The 19,459-nt window shown below is 64.1% G+C and carries 19 protein-coding genes and 1 pseudogene; 6 read left to right on the top strand and 14 right to left on the bottom strand.

Going from position 1 to position 19,459, the window contains the following annotated elements; all coding sequences use genetic code 11:
* The first annotated feature begins 547 nt into the window (after nt 1-547).
* Entirely contained in the window at nt 548-781 is a 234-nt protein-coding gene (locus IQ26_RS36090; RefSeq protein WP_027153867.1) for a DUF2093 domain-containing protein, read from the top strand.
* 105 nt (nt 782-886) lie between these two features.
* Here IQ26_RS36090 and lpxK read toward each other — a convergent pair whose 3' ends face one another.
* The 6 genes from lpxK to IQ26_RS36120 form a co-directional block, all read right to left on the bottom strand.
* Nucleotides 887-1,915: a tetraacyldisaccharide 4'-kinase gene (gene lpxK / locus IQ26_RS36095; RefSeq protein WP_145723149.1), complete on the bottom strand. Its 1,029-nt coding sequence runs from the start codon at nt 1,913-1,915 to the stop codon at nt 887-889.
* A gap of 1 nt (nt 1,916) precedes the next feature.
* Nucleotides 1,917-3,233, bottom strand: coding sequence for a lipid IV(A) 3-deoxy-D-manno-octulosonic acid transferase (gene waaA / locus IQ26_RS36100; RefSeq protein ID WP_145723150.1), 1,317 nt, complete (start codon nt 3,231-3,233; stop codon nt 1,917-1,919).
* Nucleotides 3,230-4,018: a lysophospholipid acyltransferase family protein gene (locus IQ26_RS36105; protein WP_145723151.1), complete on the bottom strand. Its 789-nt coding sequence runs from the start codon at nt 4,016-4,018 to the stop codon at nt 3,230-3,232. The genes waaA and IQ26_RS36105 overlap by 4 nt, the downstream gene beginning before the upstream one ends.
* Before the next feature lie 5 nt (nt 4,019-4,023).
* Nucleotides 4,024-4,269, bottom strand: a complete 246-nt coding sequence (locus IQ26_RS36110; protein ID WP_145723152.1) for a DUF4170 domain-containing protein — start codon at nt 4,267-4,269, stop codon at nt 4,024-4,026.
* 74 nt (nt 4,270-4,343) lie between these two features.
* A complete protein-coding gene (locus IQ26_RS36115) occupies nt 4,344-5,150 on the bottom strand; it encodes a 3'(2'),5'-bisphosphate nucleotidase CysQ (RefSeq protein ID WP_145723153.1) in 807 nt (268 codons plus the stop codon).
* Nucleotides 5,137-6,480, bottom strand: coding sequence for a TldD/PmbA family protein (locus IQ26_RS36120; RefSeq protein WP_145723154.1), 1,344 nt, complete (start codon nt 6,478-6,480; stop codon nt 5,137-5,139). Before IQ26_RS36120 ends, IQ26_RS36115 begins: the two co-directional genes overlap by 14 nt.
* A 362-nt stretch (nt 6,481-6,842) precedes the next feature.
* Here IQ26_RS36120 and IQ26_RS36125 point away from each other — a divergent pair, with 362 nt between their 5' ends.
* From IQ26_RS36125 to IQ26_RS36135, 3 genes are read left to right on the top strand one after another with little or no spacing between them, the layout of a single operon-like run.
* Nucleotides 6,843-7,919: a glycosyltransferase family 2 protein gene (locus IQ26_RS36125; RefSeq protein ID WP_145723164.1), complete on the top strand. Its 1,077-nt coding sequence runs from the start codon at nt 6,843-6,845 to the stop codon at nt 7,917-7,919.
* A complete protein-coding gene (locus IQ26_RS36130) occupies nt 7,894-8,586 on the top strand; it encodes a class I SAM-dependent methyltransferase (RefSeq protein ID WP_145723155.1) in 693 nt (230 codons plus the stop codon). The genes IQ26_RS36125 and IQ26_RS36130 overlap by 26 nt, the downstream gene beginning before the upstream one ends.
* The gene (locus IQ26_RS36135) at nt 8,564-9,013 is read left to right on the top strand and encodes a GtrA family protein (RefSeq protein WP_145723156.1); all 450 of its coding nucleotides are present in this window, start codon (nt 8,564-8,566) and stop codon (nt 9,011-9,013) included. The genes IQ26_RS36130 and IQ26_RS36135 overlap by 23 nt, the downstream gene beginning before the upstream one ends.
* Here IQ26_RS36135 and IQ26_RS36140 read toward each other — a convergent pair.
* The 7 genes from IQ26_RS36140 to IQ26_RS36170 all read right to left on the bottom strand — a co-directional run bounded on the left by IQ26_RS36140 (nt 9,010) and on the right by IQ26_RS36170 (nt 17,259).
* A complete protein-coding gene (locus IQ26_RS36140; protein ID WP_145723157.1) occupies nt 9,010-9,642 on the bottom strand; it encodes a hypothetical protein in 633 nt (210 codons plus the stop codon). The genes IQ26_RS36135 and IQ26_RS36140 overlap by 4 nt on opposite strands.
* A complete protein-coding gene (locus IQ26_RS36145) occupies nt 9,629-10,792 on the bottom strand; it encodes a hypothetical protein (protein WP_145723158.1) in 1,164 nt (387 codons plus the stop codon). The genes IQ26_RS36140 and IQ26_RS36145 overlap by 14 nt, the downstream gene beginning before the upstream one ends.
* Before the next feature lie 109 nt (nt 10,793-10,901).
* Nucleotides 10,902-12,893 (bottom strand): glycoside hydrolase family 127 protein, encoded by a 1,992-nt coding sequence (locus IQ26_RS36150; protein ID WP_145723159.1) that lies wholly within the window; start codon nt 12,891-12,893, stop codon nt 10,902-10,904.
* A 26-nt stretch (nt 12,894-12,919) separates the two neighbouring features.
* Complete coding sequence (locus IQ26_RS36155) at nt 12,920-13,777, bottom strand: carbohydrate ABC transporter permease (RefSeq protein ID WP_145723160.1); 858 nt, start codon at nt 13,775-13,777, stop codon at nt 12,920-12,922.
* Nucleotides 13,777-14,703, bottom strand: a complete 927-nt coding sequence (locus tag IQ26_RS36160) for a carbohydrate ABC transporter permease (RefSeq protein WP_145723161.1) — start codon at nt 14,701-14,703, stop codon at nt 13,777-13,779. Before IQ26_RS36160 ends, IQ26_RS36155 begins: the two co-directional genes overlap by 1 nt.
* 177 nt (nt 14,704-14,880) lie before the next feature.
* Nucleotides 14,881-16,137 (bottom strand): ABC transporter substrate-binding protein, encoded by a 1,257-nt coding sequence (locus IQ26_RS36165; protein WP_145723162.1) that lies wholly within the window; start codon nt 16,135-16,137, stop codon nt 14,881-14,883.
* 66 nt (nt 16,138-16,203) lie between these two features.
* Entirely contained in the window at nt 16,204-17,259 is a 1,056-nt protein-coding gene (locus IQ26_RS36170) for a LacI family DNA-binding transcriptional regulator (protein ID WP_145723163.1), read from the bottom strand.
* A gap of 471 nt (nt 17,260-17,730) precedes the next feature.
* On the opposite strand from IQ26_RS36170, the gene IQ26_RS36175 reads away from it, so the two are divergent.
* Nucleotides 17,731-18,132 (top strand): GNAT family N-acetyltransferase, encoded by a 402-nt coding sequence (locus tag IQ26_RS36175; protein ID WP_240547420.1) that lies wholly within the window; start codon nt 17,731-17,733, stop codon nt 18,130-18,132.
* Nucleotides 18,133-18,913: 781 nt separating this feature from the next.
* On the opposite strand, the gene IQ26_RS39880 is transcribed toward IQ26_RS36175, so the two are convergent.
* Nucleotides 18,914-19,075 carry a hypothetical protein gene (locus IQ26_RS39880; protein ID WP_167522729.1) on the bottom strand — a complete coding sequence of 54 codons (162 nt, stop codon included), beginning with the start codon at nt 19,073-19,075 and terminating at the stop codon, nt 18,914-18,916.
* Nucleotides 19,076-19,278: 203 nt separating this feature from the next.
* Between IQ26_RS39880 and IQ26_RS40140 the strand changes: the two are divergent.
* Nucleotides 19,279-19,459, top strand: a pseudogene (locus IQ26_RS40140) (hypothetical protein); the annotation flags it as partial.

The raw sequence follows: 19,459 nt of genomic DNA on the forward strand, positions 1-19,459 counted from the left end.
GATCAGCGCGCCTCACGGCGGGCTCAGTCCGGAATTCCGGACACGGCACAGATCTCCCGAGGTAAGATCGACCGCCTTCCCCGCACACCCGCCGGATTTACCACCCCGGTCCTTGATGACCATGGACTTCGCGGTCATGTGCCCGCTCGTCCGGCCGGGTAGGCCTCGTATCCGGTTCTTGTCCATCGGGTCGCGGGTTTGCTCCACGCTTCCTTCAGACCCCGCCTTGCGACGACGCCCTTGCGCTTCGCTAACCCTTCGCCGCCATCAGGCTGGGTAGAGGACTTACACCTCCAAGCTGTCGATCATGCTCGGCACACACAAAAAACCCGCCTCGGTGGCGGGTCGCAGGTGCAAATCAGCACTGTATCGAAATCACTAGCATAACTGCCGGCACAAAGCAAGAACAAATATGCTTTGCCTCGGGCCAATCAGCTTTGCGCTGAGCTCGCGTTTCCCGCACCCGCTGCCCTCTTCATCTCGCTCCAAGCTTGACCTTGCCCGCAATTTGTGGCGATGACATCGTCATGAACCTTGGCGCCATGTCATGATGAACCGTTTCGAAGGCCCCGGCGGCAAGGAAGCCCGTATCCGTTACCTCGACGGCGACTTTCAGGTGACCAGCCCTGGCGCCTTCGTGCGCTGCGCGGTAACCGGCGAAAGCATCCCGCTCGACGAGCTCAAATACTGGAGCGTCGCCAGGCAAGAACCCTATGTGAGTGCCGCCGCCTCGCTGCGCCGCGAGATCGAAGCACATCCGGAACTGCGCAGCCGGCGCTAAGGCGGAACGAAGACCGTTCCGGCAGGTACGGAATCAAAACCATTCGGCAGCGATCCTTCGCGCCCCCAAGATCGACAAGTCCTGCACCGTCGCAATGCGGGAAAGTCAGCCTTGCAGCTTGCGCTGCCGCCAGGCATCCAGGGTCTCGTCGATGATGCGTTCGGGCACATGGTCGGGGTCGAACACGGTGTCGATCTCCAGCACGTCGAGCTGTCCGAGGAAATCGGCGGGCGCGGCATCGTGGCGCAGCCGGGCGGCGTCCTTGGCGGTGGTGATGAGGCCAAGCCCGGCACGGCGCGCCGTCATTGCCAGTTCGGCAAGCTCGTCCTCGCCATAGAAATGATGATCAGGAAACGACCGGGTCAGCGCGACTTCGCCGCCGGCCTCACGGACCGTGTCGAAGAATTTGTCGGGATGACCGATGCCGGCAAAGGCCAGAAACCGCTTGCCGGCCAATCCCGCCTTGCTGCTTGGCCGTGTATGCGCCTCGAAGATCGGCCGGCCGGCACGCGCCGCCTGGCGGACAACCGCATCGGCCGCAATGCCCTCGCCCATCTTCAGCAGCGCGCTGGTGAAAACCAGTTGGTCGACGATGTCAGCCCTGAGCGGACCGCCAGGGATGACGCGGCCATTACCGACGCCGTAGCGCGCGTCGACGACGACCAGCGCGTAGTCGATATGGATGCGCGCGCTCTGGAATCCGTCATCCATGATCAGGAAATCACAGCCGTGTTTTTCCAGCAGAAGACGCGCACCAGCGGCCCGGTTCGGCGTCACCGCGACCGGCGCGTGTTCGGCCAGAAGCAGCGGCTCGTCGCCGACATGCCTGGCGGCGTCGTGATGCGGATCGACGACATGCGGCTGCGCGAACGAGCCGCCATGGCCGCGCGACAGGAAACCGGGATTGAGCCGCATGCGCCTGGCCTGTCCGGCCAGCGCGATCGCCACCGGCGTTTTGCCGGTGCCGCCGACGGTGAAATTGCCGACGCACAGCACCGGCGCGCCGATCTTTTCGCGCGCGGCCGAGCGCATGCGGCGGCCGGCCACGAGCGCATAGATCGCGGACAGCGGCGCCAGCGCCAGCGCCCGCCAGTCCGGCTCCTCCCACCAGAAGGGTGGTGCTTCGCTGGCCACTTTAGCGGCCGTTGGCGCCCTGCAGGCGCGACTTGACGACCAATGGCTGGATGTAGGGTTCGAGTGACTTCAGCGTGCAGGCCAAGGCGCCGCGCATCTCGTCGACGGTCGCCGCACCAGCGGCCATCATCTCGTGGCGCGCCACCTCGTTGGTCAAAAGGAAATTGACGGCGCCGGCCAGCATATCGCGGTCGCGCACCAGCTTGGCGCCGCCGCTGTCGAGCAGCCGCTGATAGGCCTCGCGAAAATTCTGAACATTACGGCCGGCCAGCACCGCCGTGTCGAGCATGGCTGGTTCCAGCGGGTTCTGGCCGCCCTCGGAGGTGAGCGAACGGCCAACGAAGGCGATTTCCGTCAGCCTGAGATAAAGCCCCATCTCGCCGATCGTGTCGCCGAGCAGAATGTCCGTGTCGGCGGTGATCCTGTCGCCCTTGCTGCGCCGTACCACTTTCAGGCCCATGCCGGAAATCTGCGCGGCAAGCGCTTCGGCACGATCGGGATGGCGCGGCACGACTATCGTCAAAAGACCGTGGTGACGCCTGTGCAGTGTAGCGTGAACTTCGGCGGCCACCACCTCCTCGCCGTCATGGGTCGAGATCGCCGCCCAGGTCGGGCGGGTACCGATCTGGCGCTTCAGCGCGGACAGCGCCCTTTCATCGGCCGGCGGCGGCGTGGTGTCGACCTTGAGATTGCCGGACACGGTGACCGGCCGGGCGCCGAGCGAAAGGAAGCGCTCGCCGTCGATTTCCGACTGGGCGACGACATGGGCGAGATTCTCGAACAGCGCCTCGGCGATGTTGGCGCGCTTCTTCCACGATTTGAACGAACGGTCCGACAGCCTGCCATTGACCAGCACCTGCGGCACACGGCGCGCGCCGAGCTCCAGGATGGTCATCGGCCAGATCTCCGATTCGGCGATGATTGCCAGGTCCGGCCGCCAATGGTCGAGGAAACGGCTGACCGCCGGCTTGAGGTCGAGCGGCACATACTGGTGGATGATGCGGTCGCCGAGCCGTTCTTCGGCAACCTGCGCGGAGGTGACGGTCCCCGTCGTCAGCACGATGTTGACACCATAGTCGAGGATGCTCTTGACCAGCGGCACAACCGCGATGGTCTCGCCGACGCTTGCCGCATGGATCCAGATCAGCGGCCCCTCGGGGCGCTCGCGCCCGGCGATGCCATAGCGTTCGCGGCGGCGAATTCGGTCTTCCTTGCCCCTGGAGGTGCGCCAGGCGACATAAGGCCCGATCAGCGGATAGGCGGCTGCGCCTGCGAAACGATACGCCGTCAGGAAGGTGCGCGCCCAGCGCTCGCTCATTTCGAGCCATCCACGAGGCGGTAGGCCTCGACGGTCGCGGCGTTGAGCGCGGCCGTGACCTCCTGGCGCTTGCGTTCCATTTCGGCCTCATCCGCGTCGGCCGGAACGAACACTGGCGCTCCCACGACGATCGAGGAGCGGCCGAACGGCAGATTGATCGTGGTCTTGTCCCAGCTGCGCTCCAGCACCTTGCGGCGGCTGGTGGTGATGGCGGCGGGCAGGATCGGCCGGCCCGAAAGCCGCGCCAGAAGAACAATGCCAAGCCCGGCGTCGCGCGGCGTGCCATGCGGGATGTCAGCGATCATGGCGACGTTCTTGCCGGCAGCGAGCGACTTTTTCAGGGCAAGCAGCGCTTTGGCGCCGCCCTTGTCGAGATGCTTCGAGTTTTCGCGCCCGCCCGAGCCGCGCACCGCCTCGATGCCGAACCTCTGGAGCATCAGCGCATTGAGCTCGGCGTCGGCGCTGCGCGACACCATGGCGACCAGCTGCCGCCCCTTGGGATAGTAGGCCGGGGTCAGAAGATGCTGACCGTGCCACAGGGCAATGATGCCCGGCTCGAACTGCCGGTAGGGGCCGCCCGATATCTGCGTCGATCCGTCGACCACACGGTTGGTCAGGCGGATGAGGCGAACGAACTGCGCGAACAGGCTGGCGATGGCGTTCTTGACGAATCGCGACTGCGCCAGCGGTTCGCGTATTCTGCGCCAGAATGTCTTCGAGGTGCCGCCACGGCGCCTTCTGCCCGCGGACCTCGTGGCCAGCCCTTTCACTGCTTCATGGTCCATCGATGTTAACTGGCAGCCTTGTTGTCGGGGTCGAGCAACCGGTGCAGGTGAACGACGAAATAACGCATATGGGCATTGTCCACGCTGGCTTGGGCCTTGGCCTTCCATGCCGCTTTCGCGGACTGATAATCGGGATAGATACCGACGATGTCGAGCGCGTCGAGGTCGCGGAATTCGGTCCCGCTCAGATTCTTGAGTTCGCCGCCGAACACCAGGTGCAGAAGTTGCTTCTTTCCGTCTTCCGCGGCCATGTCGATCCTTCACATATCGTGAGTTTGTGACAGGTCTAGACCAAAGCCGGCGACTTTGGAACCATTGAAAATGCTTAACTGTCCAGCCCGGCGATGACGCCGGAGAGGACGGCGAGGAGTTCACCGCTGCCGGCAACCAGCGCGCCGTGGCGGATCACTTCGCCGGCATAGCGCGGCGCGCGGCCGTTCTGGTCCAGCAGCGCGCCGCCGGCCTCGCATAGGATGAGGTCCGCCGCGGCGATGTCCCAGTCATGTGCGTTGGGTTTGACGAAGGTCGCGTCGAGCGCGCCATTGGCGACCATCGCCAGCCGGTAGGCGAGCGAGGGAATATGGGGCACGCGGTTCAGCCGGCCCCGCCATTCCGCCGGCATCAGGCCGATCAGTGGCTTCGGCCCGCCGATGTCGACCGTCGCTGCTGGGCGGCGCGCGGCAATGCGACGGCCGTTCAGGAACGCGCCCTCGCCGGGCAGCGCCCAATAGGTCTCCTGCGTGGCCGGACATTCGAGCACGCCGGCAAGCGTGCGGCCGTCCTCGACCACCGCGACACTGACGCACCAGGAGCGAAGGCCTTCGAGGAAGCCGCGCGTGCCGTCGATCGGATCGACGACGAAGGTGCGGCGGGCGGCAAGCCTTGCCGGATTGTCGGCCGTCTCCTCCGAGAGCCAGCCATAGCCCGGCCGTGCCGCAAGCAAGGTCTGGCGCAGATAGGCGTCGGCGGCGTGGTCAGCCTCGCTGACCGGCGAGGTGCCGCCCTTCATCCAGACTTGCGGGTTGTTGCCGAAATAGCGCATGGCGATGGCACCCGCCTCGCGGGCAGCGTCGCGCAGGACGGCCAGGTCCTCGCGAACCCCGGCGGATATGACCTGGTCAAGCTCCGGCAAGGGTCATGCCTTCGATCAGCAGCGTTGGCGCCGCGGTGCCGAAATTGCGATCGAGATCGCTCGCCGGGACCATGCTGAGGAACATGGTCTTCAGGTTCGAGGCGATGGTCACCTCGGCAACCGGATAGGCAAGCTCGCCATTCTCGATCCAGAAGCCGGAAGCGCCGCGGCTGTACTCGCCGGTGACCATGTCGACGCCCTGGCCAAACACTTCGGTGACGTAAAAGCCCGATTTGAGCGACTTGATGAGGTCTTCGGGCGTCCGCTCGCCCGGCTCGATGGCGAGATTGGTCGATGACGGCGAGACGGAGGAGCCGTTGCGCGAGCCGCGCCCGTTGGTGGTCAGCCCCAATTCCCGCGCGGCCGAGGTCGACAGGAACCAATGGTTGAGCACGCCCTTCTCGACCATGAGCAGCTTTTCGCCCTCGATGCCTTCGCCGTCGAACGGGCGCGAGGCCTGGCCGCGGCGCCGGAGCGGCTCGTCGGTGACGGTGATCGCGGCCGCCGCCACCTGCTTGCCCATCATGTCGCGCAGGAAGCTGGTCTTGCGCGCGACGGACGCGCCGTTGATGGCGGCGCCGAGATGGCCGGCGATGCCGCGGGCGACGCGCGGGTCGAACACCACGTCGACCGGACCGGTCGCCGCCTTGCGCGCGCCGATGCGCCGCGCGGCGCGTTCGCCGGCCTTGCGGCCGATATCCTCCGGCGCGTCGAGATCGGAAAAATGCTGGCGCGAGGAATATTCATAATCGCGCTCCATGCCGGTGCCCTCGCCGGCAATGACGCTGGTCGAACGCGAAAAGCGCGACGCGACATAGTGGCCGACGAAGCCGTGCGAGGTGGCGAGCACCAGCCCGCCAAGCCCGGCGCTGGCGCCGCTGCCGGCCGAATTGGTGACGCCCTTGACGGCAAGGGCCGCCGCTTCCGCGGCGAGGGCCGCTTCCTTCAACTGGTCGGCGGAGACTTCCGTCGCATCGAACAGATCGAGGTCGCGCGGCTTATCGACGAGCAAGGCCGGATCGGCGAGGCCCTGATAGGGATCCTCAGGGGACACTTTGGCCATGGCAACTGCGCGCTCGGCGAGCGCTTTCGGATCGGAGGCGGCGGTTGCCGAGACGCTCGCCACGCGCTTGCCGACGAAGACGCGCAGCGAGACATCCTCGCTCTCGGACGCCTCGGTACCCTCGACCTTGCCGAGCCGCACCGACACGCCGGCCGAGCGGCCGCGCACCGCAACCGCGTCGGCGGCGTCGGCGCCGGCGCGCTTGGCGGCCTCGACCAGGGCCGCGACGCGGTCGGTCAATTTCGCTGCGTCGAGCTTGTCCGTCATGCACATGATCCCGTTTTTCCGCCGGCTATAAGGGCGGCCACTCAGCACCATCTATTGTTCCGATGTGGCTTGTGCAATGGCAGAAGTGGCAAGCGGGATGGATCAGCCATCGGACATCGGCTTCAGGCGGCATGATGGACGCGGTTCCTCAAAGGCTGCTTCGCGCCAGGTTCGGACTGGCCGACAGCCCGTTGAGGCCGTGTCTCGATCGCATGCGGGCGTTCGATTGTGCGGACGTTCGATTGCGGTAGCGCCGCCTGTGTCCTTTCTCACTCATGGTCGGCATCTGTCCGGAATAACTAAATTAGCAATTTCTTGTGTAAGTCCGGGAACTTTGTTGCTTGCGTTCCATTTTCAATCGCATGCGAGACTCTGTGATCCAAAGCATCAGGACTGCGGTGAACGTTTCGCCGCCGCGCTACTCGCTTGTCCTTCCAATATACAACGAAGAAGAAGTGCTGCCTCGACTGATCGAGCGGATCAGCTCCCTGATCGACCGGCTGGACGGAGAGGCTGAGGCGATCTTCGTCGATGACGGAAGCGTCGATGGAAGCGTCGAGTACCTTCGGAAGGTCGTCGCTGCCGAGCCGCGCTTCCGGCTGATCGAGCTTTCCCGCAATTTCGGGCATCAGATCGCGATCACCGCCGGCATGGACGCCGCTGTGGGTGATGCCGTCATCGTCATGGATGCCGACCTGCAAGATCCGCCGGAGGTGGTTCTCGATCTGGTGGCGAAGTGGAAGGAAGGTTTCGAGATCGTCTATGCGCGCCGCGTCAAGCGCGAGGGCGAATCCTGGTTCAAGCGCGTGACGGCGAGTCTCTTCTACCGTCTGCTGGAGAAAATGACGTCGGTCGACATCCCGCGCGACGTCGGGGACTTTCGCCTGGTCGGGCGCAAGGCGCTGGAAACCTTCAAGCACATGCCCGAACACGACCGCTTTGTCCGGGGCATGTTCGCCTGGATGGGATTCAAGCAGACGGCGGTGCCTTTCGAACGCCCGGCGCGGACCCTTGGCCAGACCAAATATCCGTTCTGGAAGATGATGAACCTGGCCGTTCACGGCATCGTCAGCTTCTCCGAAAAGCCGCTGCGCATGGCACTGTGGGGCGGATTGGCGATCTCCGCGCTTGCGGTGGTGTTCGGTGCCTACGCCATCTTCGCCTGGGTTTTTGAAACCGGCATCATTGCCGGCTGGACATCCACCGTGGTGATCGTGTCGCTCCTTTGCGGCATCAATCTTTTCATGACCGGCGTGGTCGGGCTGTATGTCGGCGGCATCCACGCGGAGGTGAAGCGCCGTCCGCTCTACGTGATCGATCGGGTCGCCGGTTTCGACAAGGCCATACGCGCCACCGCCGCCCCTGACGGCAGCCGTCGATCGTTTCGAAAACCCAGGAACGGAGCCTCGGCTGATGGCCGAACTCTTCGACAGCTATAAATCGAATTACGGCGAGGCGGTCGCGGGATCCATCCGGTTTTCCGGACTCAAGCACGACTTCTTCCTGATCGCCAAGGCCGACCTGCTGCGGCGTCTCGTCGTCGAGCGAGGGCTTCGGCAGGGCGGTGCCAATGTGCGGGCGCTGGATGTCGGCTGCGGCGTCGGGTCGCTCCACCCTTATCTCGAAGGCGCGTTCGAGAGCCTGGATGGCTGCGACGTCTCGGCGGACTCGATCCTGCGCGCCGGCCAGGACAATCCTGGTGTGAGCTACAGGGCCTGCACCACGCCGAGCCTGCCCTATGAGGACGGCGCGTTCGATCTGGCTTTCGCCAGTTGCGTCGTTCATCACGTTCCGCCCGTCTCCTGGCTCGATTTCTTCCGCGAAATGCGGCGCGTCGTGCGTCCGGGCGGCGTCGCCTGCATCATCGAGCACAATCCCTATAATCCGCTGACGCGTCTTGCCGTGTTCCGTTGTCCGTTCGACCGGGACGCCGTCCTGCTCGACGCCGCCAAGGCAGCGTCCCTCTTCCGGGAGGCGGGCTTCAGCGATATCCGATCCGAGCACTTCCTGCTGCTGCCGTCGGCCCGGCCTTTCGCCAAAAAAGTCGAGCGCCTGCTCGCTCCTCTGCCGTTTGGAGCCCAGTATGCGTGCAGTGCGCAGGTCTGAGGCCCGTTCGACCGCCGGCGCCGGACTGAGGCTGCTGGCGCGCTTCGGGTTGGTCGGCATCGCCGCGACGATCCTATATGCTGTCCTGGCTGTCGCTTTGGGCAGATCGATCGGCTTCACACCCGTCCAGGCGTCGCTTGCGGCTTACACCGCGGCCGCCGTGTTTTCTTATCTCGCCCACAAATCGGTAACCTTCCTGTCGAGCGGATCGCATCGATCGGAAGCTCCGCGTTTTCTCCTGCTGACGGCGACAGGTTTCGCCGTGGCTTACGCGGCGCCGGCGCTTCTGACGGCGAAACTCGGCCTGCCGCCCATCATTGCCGTTCTGGTTACATGCTCGCTCATTCCGGCGATCAATCTTCTCATGCTCGACCGCTGGGTTTTTGCGCAGCGAAGACCCGGCCCGCAAGGCGATCGCTCCACCTAATCCGCTTCAACGGCATCCAGCCGGAAGGACACCAGCTTGATGGAGCGCTTGTAGATGTTGCTGGCCGCCGGAGTTGGCGGAATGCCGTCGAGATAGTCGAAGGCAATTTCGAGCGTATCGGCCTTGCCGAGCGCCGCCGGCGGAATGACGAACGAGATCGTTCGCGGTTCCTTGCCCGACAGCGTCACCGCATGCGCCCGAACGCCGTTCACCGAGATCACCACCCTCTGCGTAATCTGTGGTGGACGAATGACGGCGGCCATTTGCAGCGTGGCTGCCAAGCCGTGCCCGAGTGGCGGTATCTCCAGGCGAAGCCGCGAGGTCTCGCCCAGGGAATGGGTGCCGTCGCCTGCCGACCCCGACCAGCCGCAGACCTTTATGCTGGCTGCCTGTTTGGCGCCGTCGCTGCGGAAGGATACCGTCTGGCCAAGTGTGTAGCTGCCGGTGGCATCGCGGTTGAGGCAGGTCGTCGTCCGGTCGATGTAATAGGCGCGATAGTCGGCGTTGACGTTCGGGTTGAGAGCAAGCGCAAGGATGACGATCTCCGACCCGGCCAGAATTGCCGCAAGCGCGTAGCCGCCAAGCCAGGCTGCGCGCCGATACGGGGCCGGAATGTCAGACCAGGGCAAGGTAGCCTCCGGTCCACGCCACGGTCAGGAAATAGCAGGCGCCCAGGAAGAGAGCCAAAGCCGCCAGGTACGTCAGCCTCGATGCCGACAGCAGGGCGGCCAGCAACATTGTCAGAGGCGCAAGGCCAACGACGTATCTGACCATCGAGGCCAGGTTGGTGATCAGCGGCAGGATGATGCAGAGCGCGCAGAACAGCGCGGCGCCATATTGCCTGCGGACCACCAGCACCGCCGACAGCGCCAGTCCGGTGACCGCGGCCAACGCGCTCCATTGCGGCGCCGTGGGCAGCCATCCGGTGGTCGGAACAGCCGAGAGCCCGTCGCACAGAAAGACGAGCGGGTTGCCGGCCACCCGTCCGAACGCGCGCTGGACGTGCAGGAACGCAAAGCCGTCCCCGACCGTGAGATAAAGGAACAGGATGTAGGCGAACAAGCCAGCGGGCGAGATGAGAATAGCGACCAGCAGATCCGGTCGGCCAAGCACCCAGCGCGGGAAGGACAACGTCGATCCGCCCTGCTGGCGGTGTTCCCTGAACATCTGAATGACGGTCGCAAACACAACAAGGACCCCGACGAGCCTCGTTGCCGACAGGAGGGCGGATGAGATACCCGCGGCGAGATAGCTGGAGCGTTTGAGCGCCAGAAAGACGCACGAGGTCAGGAGCACGAAAAGAGGTTCGGTCAGGAACGTCGTGAAGTGGAACGAGAACGGGCCGCTGAGCAGAAACGCGCAATACAGCACGTAGGCCCGCATGTTCTTCTCGAGCAGCGGCCATGCCACCAGACAGGCGGCGTAGCTGCAAATGATGGACGTGATTGTCGCGACCAGTATCGTCTGGAAAGGGAAAACAATCCGGATTGCCGCCACCAGCATCGGATAGAGTGGGAAGAAGCCCCAGCGACCGACATTGCTGTGGTTTGGAATGGGAAAGCGCTCGTAACCCTGTTCGCTGATGCCAATATACCAGGCGCAATCCCACCGGCAGAGCGCACGGGCATAGGCCGCGAAACCTGGCTCCTCCGATACTGAAGCAAATGCCGCATAGCGAATGGCCAACCCGCTGACGACGAACAGGAGCGGCACCGCCGCGACGGCTACCGCAATAGAGCGACCACCAGCGTTCGGACGCACGACATCTTCGAGCGCCAACTCTGCCTCCACCCATTCGAGTGGCTGGCGCCACCCTCCCCTCTAAATTAGCGCCGTCGGGGCAAATTCAAGACATGCCTTTCGTCGGCGGCATCATCTCCGTCCCGGATCACAAGTCCCTCAGCCAGACGAGCATCTCGCCGGGATCGCGGTTGTCCCAGGCAAAGTACGGAACGGCCGTGACTTTCGTCTCCTCCACCGCCGGCGGTTCGGGGCGATAAAGCCCGTCCTCCCAGTTTTCAAACGCCTCTTTTTTGGCGACGGCTGAAAGCGTGACGACCCCACCCAGAAGGTTCGGCTGCTCATGCGCCTCGATCTGTGCCGTCCGCGGCAGGGCGATGCGGTGCAGCTGGCCGGCATTGTCGGTCTCCTCGACGCAATAGATCAGCGGACCGCGCGCAAGCGCGACGCGGCCGATGTCCTGCCGCACCTGCGGGTTGGCGTAGAGGCGGTCGACCGCCATTTCGAGATCGAGTTCCACCCGGTCGCCCTTGCGCCATTCGCGGCGGATCGCGGCATAGCCGTCGCTGGTGACGGCATCCAGATCGACCGCCTCCCCGTTCACCTTGAGCGCCGCCTTGCGGCACCAGGCCGGCAGGCGCAGGTGCAAGGTGAACTCGGTCGGCGCCTCGGGTTCGACGGTCATCGAGACCGCGCCGTCCCAAGGATAGTTGCTGGCCTGGGTCAGCTCTATTTGCCGGCCGGCGATATCGAAACGAGCCGTTCCGTTTCCATAGAGATGGACCGCCAGCGCGTCGTCCGAGAGGCCGTAGAAATAGCTGCCGATCGAGGCGACCATGCGCCCGATATTGGGTGGGCAGCATGGGCAGCGATGCCATTTCCAGCGGTTGTGCTTGCCGCGGCTTTCCAGCGGATTTTCGTAGAAGAACAGCGAGCCGTCGAGCGACAGGCCCGAGATCGAGCCGTTGTAGAGCGCCCGCTCCATCATGTCGGCGTAGCGCGCATTAGGCCCCATGCCGAGCATGCGGCTTGCCCAGAACACCAGGCCGACCGACGCGCAGGTCTCGGCGTAGGCGGTTTCATTGGGCAGGTCGTAGTCGGCTGTAAAACCCTCATTGTGCGACGACGGCCCTATCCCGCCGGTAATGTAGAGGTTCTTGGTCGTGAGATCGTCCCACAGCCGGTCGAGCGCCACCCGCAGCGTGTCGTCGCCATATTCGGTGGCGATGTCGGCCATGCCGGAATAGAGATACATCGCCCTGACCGCGTGGCCGACGACCTTGTCCTGCTCGCGCACCGGTCTGTGCGACTGGCTGTATTCGTAGGTCTTGAAATGATAGGCCTTCGGGTCGGCGCCGCGAGCACGCGCCTCCTCGTCGAAATAATGCGGCTCAAGCCCGCGCTGGTCGATGAAGTATTTGGCGAGGTCCATGTACTTTTTCTCGCCCGTGACCCGCGCCAGCTTGACCAGCGCCAGCTCGATCTCCTCATGGCCGCAATAGCCCTTCCTCTTGCCGGGCTCGGGACCGAACGTCTGCGCGATATGGTCGGCATAGCGGCACATGATGTCGAGCAGCTTGCGTTTTCCGGTGGCCTGGTAGTAGGCGACCGCGCCTTCGATCAGGTGGCCGGCGCAATAGAGCTCGTGGCAATCGCGAAGATTGGTCCAGCGCAGGCCGGGCTGGATGCGCTGGTACCAGCTCGACAGATAGCCGTCGGGCTGCTGCAGCTTGCCGTAGATGTCGATGACGGCATCGATCTTCTTCTCCAGATCGTCATTGCGGCGGCGGTAGAGCGAGTAGGCCGCGGTCTCGATCGTCTTGCCCCAATCCGAGTCCCAGAACATCTGGGTCGTCACCGTCGAGCCGGTGAACTCGGCACCGGGGCTGGCTGCCTCGTCGGGCGATGGCGAGTGGAACGGAATGACGACGCCCGGCGACGGCCGATCCGGGTCGATCTGCTCCAGCATGCGCGCCTCGACGCAACGGTCATACAGGATGCCGGCGGTCCTGGTGGCGACGGCGTCGACGCGGTCGCCCCAGAAGCCGCGCACATCGACCTGCGGCACGGGCAACGGACGAAAGGCGAGCTTCGGCTTGCCCGATGTGGCGGCTTGTCTGGCGGATTGCGATGCGGTCATGAACTTGCTCCGTTCGTCGAATGTGGTCACTTCACGGCCCCTGCCATGAGGCCGCGGATGTAGAAGCGCTGCAGCAACAGGAAGAGCACAAGGCACGGCACCATCATCACGGTCACGCCGGCCTGCACCGCGCCCCAGTCGATGGCGCCGAAGCGGCCGGACTGCAGCGCCGTCATCATGATCGGCAGCGTGAATTTGGACTGGTCGGTCATCAGCACCAGCGCCGCCAGGAATTCGTTCCAGGCGCCGAGGAACGCGAACAGCGCGATGGTGACGATGCCCGGCCAGACCAGCGGCAGCATCACCCTGAGCAGCATGGTGACATTGTTGGCGCCGTCCATGCGGGCGGCCTCCTCGATCTCGCGCGGAACCGCGTCGAAGGCGTTGCGCATCATGAAGATCGAGAACGGCAGCTGCAGCGTGACGTAGACGCAAACCAGCCCGGTCAGCGTGTTGTGCAGGCCGATCTTGGTGAGCACCAGGAAGATCGGCGTCAGGATCGACTGGAACGGGATCATGATCGTCGACAGGATGACGACGAAGAGCAGGTTCTTCAGCGGAAAGCGGAAGCGCGAGAAACCGTAGCCGGCCAGCACGCCGACGATCACCGACAGCACCACCGTCATGACAGAGACGTAGATGCTGTTTTGCATCGGCAGCCACAGCCCGTCGCCAAAAGTGTTGAGCGTGGCATAGTTCTCGACCGAGAAGCCCGTCGTCGGCCAGGGCGGCAGCGGCGGCTTGCGCGCCTCCTGCGCCGGCTTGAAGGCCGAAAGCACGGTCCAGACGATCGGCGCCAGGAACAGCAGCGAGGCGACGATGCCCGTCGCGTGCTCGGCGATCTGGGTGCCGATGCGGCTTTTGCGGCTCATCGCCTGCGCCATCAGTCGACCCCCTCCGGTTGGCGCAGCAGCCGCAGCTGGATGAGGCTGAGCGCGACCAGGATGACCAGCAGGACCATCGACAGGGCGGCGCCATAGCCGAGCTTGAACGACACGAACGACTGGTTGAAAATCCAGTAGACGGCGGTCAGCGTCTGGTTGCGCGGACCGCCGCGCAGGATGATGTAGAACTGGTCGAAGGCGAGCACCGAGCCGGCAACCGACAGGATCAGCGCCAGCGCCAGCGTGCGGCGCATCAGCGGCAGAGTGATGGCGCGAAACCGCGCGAACGGCCCTGCCCCGTCGATCATCGCCGCTTCCTGCAGGTCTGGCGGGATGGATTGCAGGCCGGTCATCAGGATGATCATGGTGAAGCCCGCCACCTTCCAGACGACCATGGCGATGATCGACCAGAAGGCCGGCTGGAAGGTCGCCAGCAGATTGACCTTCTTTTCGGTCAGGCCGAGTTCGAAGGCGGCCGGGCTGAACAGGCCGGCATCGACGTTGAGCAGCCACGACCAGAGCAGGCTGGCCGAGGCGAAGCCGATGACGGCCGGCATGAAGAAGGACGTCCGGTAGAAGCCGGTCAGCGGCCGCGGCCTTTCGATGAACAGCGCCAGCGGAAAGGCGACGGCGAAGATCGCGATGGTGACGATCACCGTGTAGTAGCCGGTGAAACGCAGCGCGTTCCAGAACCTGGTGTCGCGCAGGATCGCCCAGTAATTGTCGAGGCCAATGAAGCGGTGCACGCCCATCAGCGGCCAGTTGTGCAGCGACATCCACGCCGTCATGCAAAGCGGGATGATGAAGAAGACGACGACGAGCGCTACGGCCGGCGCGACATAGAGCAGGCCGATCCACTGCCGGCGGCCGGCGCCGACCAGCTTTCTGGGGCGCGCCGGGGTGGTGATTGTAGCGATGGAGGTCATGGCCGTTCTTCCATTAGCGCTGCGTCCCCCTCCCCCTCGAGGGGAGGGTCCGGCCGAAGGCCGGGGGTGGGGTCCTCCGCGACGCGCGCCGACACCGAGAGAACGTCGAGCACTGCCGCAACGACCCCACCCGGACCTGCGGTCCGACCTCCCCTCGAGGGGGAGGTAGAGTCGGCGCTACTGCTGCGGCGCCGAATCGATGATCGACTGCATGGTCTCCTGCGCGTTTGATATGGCGCCGTCGACGTCTTCGCCGAAGAAGACCTCGTTGACCATCTGGTTCCACGGACCGTTGGCCGAGTTGATCAGGTCGTTGAACACCACCGAATAGGGCGTGCGGCCCTTGGCCATGGCCTCCGCGGCGACCTTGTAGCGTGGGTCGAGGTCCTTCAGCGCCTCGTTGGCGATGTCGCCGCGCACCGGAAGGCTGCCATATTTCGCCAGGATGGTCTGGCCTTCGAGCGAATAGGCGAAATCGAGGAACTCCTTCACCACCGCGACCTTGGTGGTGCCCTTGGTGACGACGAAATTGTCGCCGCCGGCAAAGGACGACCAGCCGCCATCCTTGCCCGGCAGGAAGGTGACGCCGTAGTCGATATCGGGATATTGCGTGTTCAGCGCGCCGATGGCGAAGGCGCCGGACGGCGAGATGCCGATGTTGCCGGCAGCAAACGCGGCAAAGAAGTTGGAGCCGGTGTCGGTCTGCGCGCCTGCCGGCACCAGATCCTTCTTGACCATCGAGCGGTAGAGGTCGATGGCGCCGCGCAGCTGCGGGCTGTCGAGCGTCGCCTTCGAGCCGTCCTCGGTGAGGATGTCGCCGCCCGACGCCCAGATCAGCGGCGTGAAGGTGAAGATGTTGCAGCCGCCGCAATTGCCGGAGAAGTAGAACCCCTTAATGTCGCCGCCGAGCGCGTTGACCTTTTCGGCGGCGGCCTCGATCTCGGCCCAGTTGGTCGGGCCTTTTTCGGGGTCGAGGCCGGCCTGCTTGAACAGCTTCTTGTTCCAGATCAGCACCGAGCTGTCGGCGGAGAACGGCAGCCCGTAGATACGGTCCTTGTAGGTGCCGGTCTTGACGTGCGCCGGCGACAGGCTGGCGAAATAAGGCAGCGATTTCGCCCAGTCGGTGATGTCTTCCAGCTGGCCGGCGGCGGCGAAGGACGGCGTGTAGATCAGGTCTAGCGAGAGCGCGTCGGGTGCGGTGCCGCCGGCGGCGGCGGCGCCGTATTTCGGGATGATCTCGGCATTGGGGATGATGTCCAGCTTGATCTGGTTCTCATGGCCCTTGTTGAAGGCGTCGACGATGCGCGGCATGAAGTTCGAGCCGTCGGCACGAACCCAGATGTTGGCGGTCTCGGCGGCTGCGGCGGGCCCAACTATTGCTAACGAGCCGATAATGCTCGCGGCAAAGGCGAGCCCGGCAATCATGGTCTTCATGGTTTTCCTCCTCATGGTTCTCCTCCCTGTTCGGCCGCGCCGCCCTGCAGGCGCGCGCGGCCTGTCTCAGCCGTCCGGCGGACGGCCGCATGACTGACGCACCACCAGCCGGCACGGCAGTTTTCTTATGCCCGGCGCGGCCGGTTGGCCGCCGACGAGCGAAAGCAGCGTAAGCCCGGCCTCGCGCCCGAGCGCGGCCAGGTTCATATCGACGGAGGTCAGCGGCGGGCGGGTCGCCTCGGCCACGATCTGCCAATTGTCGAAGCCGATGACGCCGACATCGTCAGGCACGCCGAGCCCGCGCTCGCGCAGCGCGTCGATGACGCCGCGTGCGATCTGGTCGTTGCCGCAGAACACGGCGTCGGGTTTTTCGCTCCCAGTCTTCGACAGCTTGCCCTGGCCGTCGAAGAGCTTCTTCACCGCCTCGTGACCCCACGCTTCCGACCACGATCCGAGCAATGGTTCCATGACCGGCAAGCCTTTCTCGGTCAGCACGTCACGATAGGCCTGTGCCCGCTCGTGCACCACGGCAAAGCTCGCCGGCCCGGTGACATGGGCGATGCGCTTCCTGCCCAGCCGGCAGAAATGCTCGACCGCCAGGCGCGCGCCGCCTGAATCATCGGACACGAACGCGATGGCGCCGGGATCGGGCTGGGTGAAGGCATAGATCACGGGAATGCGCAGATTGGCGAGATCGACCGGCAGATGGCGATCGATGCGCTTGCCGGTGGCGATGATGCCGTCGACGCGCTTGTCGAGCATGGCCTCGACATGCAGCTGGGCGAGCCGCGTGTCGTCCTCGACATTGCACAGGAACACCGAGACGCCGGCATCGACCAGCGCATCGGAAACGCCGGACATCAGCGGCAGCGAGAAGCGGCCATAGGTATCGTTGGTGAGCAGCCCGACGGTGAAGGAGCGCCGGCGCAAAAGGCTCTGCGCCAAGCTGTTCGGGCGAAAGCCCAGCCGCCGCGCCGTCTCGCGAATACGCTCGCGCGTCTCGGCCGTCATCCGCCCCTGCCCGTTCAGTGCCTTGGAGGCCGTGGCCACGCTGACGCCGGCAGAGGCGGCCACCTCGCGGAGGGTGACTGGGGCTGGCGCTGGCGAGGCGTCGGAGGACATGGTGAGCGAAAGATTCCTTAGTTGGGAAAAGGTTTTCTCTTGTTGGCCTGCGAGGCGCTGATTGGTGAGGTCAGCGGAGCGGAGGCGATTTGGGAAAAGGTTTTCTCAAAGGAGATTAAGGGAAGGATGCGGGAATGGCAAGAGGGATAGATTTGGTCTTGGGCGTGTCTAAGATTTCTTGATAGGTGCCGAGATCTAGGACCGCTTTGCGCCATGTTCAGACATTCGCGGTGCTTCTCCAGAGCGGACGTTAGCTCATCGGTAGGAGTCGACCTGCGGACCATGCCTGATGGTAGGTGTAAGGGAACGGCGTGACCCCCATGCGATGAAGCGGCGGTAGGCCGCCGCTCCGAATTTGAGCGGCCCGTCCGGCAACGCTATAATTGACCGGCAGGGGAGGTTATCGATGACGCAAATCAGAGCCATGACTGAGCAGGACGTGCCGTCGGTATCGCTGCTCATTGGAGAGTCTTGGCGCAGGACGTACTCGCCAATCATGGGTGCCGAGACCGCGGCCCGGATTCGGATGAAGATCACATGCTGCAGCGGATTGCGGCGGAACTGACAGACACCAACAAAATGTCGTTCGTGGCAGAACGGCCAGACGGCTCGATTGCCGGCTACGCGATGGCTAAGATGAATGAAGCCGGCGACGTCATGCTTGACCGGCTCCACATCGATCAAAGCGAGTACGGCACCGGGCTAGCCGCTAATATATTGCACGCTGTCTTTGCCGCCCATTCCGGCATCCCGAGCATCGCACTCGAAGTGCTCGAGGGAAGCGACCGGGCGATGGCCTTTTACCGCAAACATGGTTCGAAGTGGTCGATCGCAGGGCCGCGTCGCACGGTGCAGAAGGCCATGCATCGTTGATTATGCGCAAACTGCTATCGCGCGCCTAGTCGGAACTCGCGCATCGAACAGTACATCACGTCTTCCGTCCCCAGCGCACCGGCGGCCTCCCCGTTCGCAATCCAAATAGACGTCTTTCAGCTGTTTGATTGGCATGTCAGCGTGAGCGAACGCGAGGTCCTGAGCGTCAGAAGCCGACAATGAAGCCGGACTGATTGCGATCAGCACGGTGCCGAGCGTCACAGGCGCGAGGGACTTAACAACTGACATGATCATTTTGAGATCCTCCCCAGCTCCCGTCGGTCAACATTCAGTCCTTGGGGTCGCAGGTGTAGTGCCGTTCGAAGGTCCCGTCCGCGCGCCGCTGCTTGTCGAAGCCGCGATGTAAGGCTCGATCGCGCGCTCGTGGACCAGCCAAAGGGGATCTCGGCCGAGGCGTAGCCACTGCCGGCGGCCAACCGTTTCGGGATCGGGGCCGAAGCGATCCTGGTGCGCTCGATCGTCGTGCCGGCCGCACCTGCCTCCGCATGACGGATGGCGCGGCTTCGCAAAGCGCACATGATTTCGTCACGTGAGATGCCGATGTCGCCAAGAACGTCATCGGGTAAACTGCTCAACTGGTCCGTTGCCGACAAGAGAGCTTTTCGCTCGGCGCGGAGGCGTAACCACCTGCGAAATGGACCAATGGCGGCAGCATGAATAATAACCATGATCAGATCGTCCCTTCATTGATCTGAATTGACCGGTACGGAACGGCGCGAACGGCACTCCGGGCGAGAGCGTCAGCCGTCCGCGAGGCAAGTTAGGCGTAGTGGTCGATGGATTGGTTTTGCCGCGGCGTGCCCATACGACGGGCGGTGGCTGGCCCCGGGCCACGCATGTAATAAAGCTCCGGGCGGTAGCGCGGCGCGACGAATTTGCGAAACCCTGCAGCAAGTTTTGTGACGGGAGCCAAGAATTTCATGACTGTTCCCTTTCCTTTCGCCGGCTTGCACACGAGCCGGCGGGCCTGACGTTGCAACAAGGATATGACAGTCGAACCAGGCTCGGCTGTGGGAATTCCCACACCGGGGAAAACATTGGCGAAATCCGCTCCCAGTTTGCATCCCGGAAAGCGGGGCCTGCGGCCATCAAATTTCCTTGGATAGGGAGTAAGGTGAAGCACACTTGATTGAACAAGAGACCGTTGTGACAGGCTCTCTGGCCTTCATCTCAAGACTTTGCGATGCCGACCTCGCCGCGCTGACCAAACGGTGGCACGAGCGCAGCTATCGACACAACGAGCTAATCATTTCCCACGGCGACACTGGTCGCGATGTCTTCTTCCTGCTGGAAGGACGGGCTCGCG

The sequence above is a fragment of the Mesorhizobium tianshanense genome (assembly GCF_007830515.1).
Lineage (GTDB): Bacteria > Pseudomonadota > Alphaproteobacteria > Rhizobiales > Rhizobiaceae > Mesorhizobium > Mesorhizobium tianshanense.